The organism is Actinoplanes sp. NPDC021490 (assembly GCF_055562135.1).
In genome coordinates this window covers 1-1,453 of the sequence record NZ_JBVHFW010000039.1, presented here as the reverse complement: position 1 = coordinate 1,453, position 1,453 = coordinate 1, and the positions used below count along the sequence as shown (strand labels likewise).

General features: G+C 57.0%; 1 rRNA gene (cut by a window edge). It reads right to left on the bottom strand.

Annotated features, from left to right (window positions below):
* Window positions 1-1,453 (bottom strand): 23S ribosomal RNA (locus ACZ3I4_RS47795); its annotated part reaches 1,127 nt to the left of the window's first position; the annotation flags it as partial.

The following is a 1,453-nucleotide window of genomic DNA, read 5'->3' as shown; positions in this document are numbered from 1 at the left end:
AAGGCTAACAGGTCCCCTTAACGTTCCAGCACCGGGCAGGCGTCAGTCCATATACATCGTCTTACGACTTGGCATGGACCTGTGTTTTTAGTAAACAGTCGCTTCCCCCTGCTCTCTGCGGCCATACCACGCTCCACCCGCAAAGGGGCTTCACGCGTCCGGCCCCCCTTCTCCCTAAGTTACGGGGGCAATTTGCCGAGTTCCTTAACCACAGTTCACCCGTCGCCTCGGTATTCTCTACCTGACCACCTGTGTCGGTTTAGGGTACGGGCCGCTCGGAACATCGCTAGAGGCTTTTCTCGGCAGCATAGGATCACTGACTTCACCTGAAACGGCTCGGCATCACGTCTCACCCTTAATAGACTACGGATTTGCCTATAGTCCGGGCTACACGCTTACCCCAGGACAACCACCGCCTGGGACCAGCTACCTTCCTGCGTCACCCCATCGCTAAACTACTACCCCACAAGGTCCCACGCTCTGCCGGCTCGAACCGAAGTCCTCACCAGTTTCGGGTGGTTAGTACATGAAGGTTCGTCTTGGGCGTTCCTTCGCGGGTACGGGAATATCAACCCGTTATCCATCGACTACGCCTCTCGGCCTCGCCTTAGGCCCCGACTCACCCAGGGCGGATTAGCCTGGCCCTGGAACCCTTGGTCATTCGGCGGAAGAGGTTCTCACTCTTCATTCGCTACTCATGCCTGCATTCTCACTCGTATGGCGTCCACGGCTGGGTCACCCCGCCGCTTCACCCGCCATACGACGCTCCCCTACCCATCCACACACCTGGACCCACACCCCGAAAGATGTCGGCCGAGTAAAATGTGAATGCCACAGCTTCGGCGGTGTGCTTGAGCCCCGCTACATTGTCGGCGCGGAACCACTTGACCAGTGAGCTATTACGCACTCTTTAAAGGATGGCTGCTTCTAAGCCAACCTCCTGGTTGTCTAAGCGACCCCACATCCTTTTCCACTTAGCACACGCTTAGGGGCCTTAGCTGGTGATCTGGGCTGTTTCCCTCTCGACTACGAAGCTTATCCCCCGCAGTCTCACTGCCGCGCTCTCACTTACCGGCATTCGGAGTTTAGCTGATTTCGGTAAGCTTGTAGGCCCCCTAGACCATCCAGTGCTCTACCTCCGGCAAGAAACACACGACGCTGCACCTAAATGCATTTCGGGGAGAACCAGCTATCACGGAGTTTGATTGGCCTTTCACCCCTAACCACAGGTCATCCCCCAACTTTTCAACGTTGGTGGGTTCGGTCCTCCACGCAGTCTTACCCACGCTTCAACCTGCCCATGGCTAGATCACCCCGCTTCGGGTCTAGAACACGCGACTCAAAACGCCCTCTTCAGACTCGCTTTCGCTACGGCTACCCCACACAGGTTAACCTCGCCACGTGCCACTAACTCGCAGGCTCATTCTTCAAAAGGCACGCCATCACCCCCACC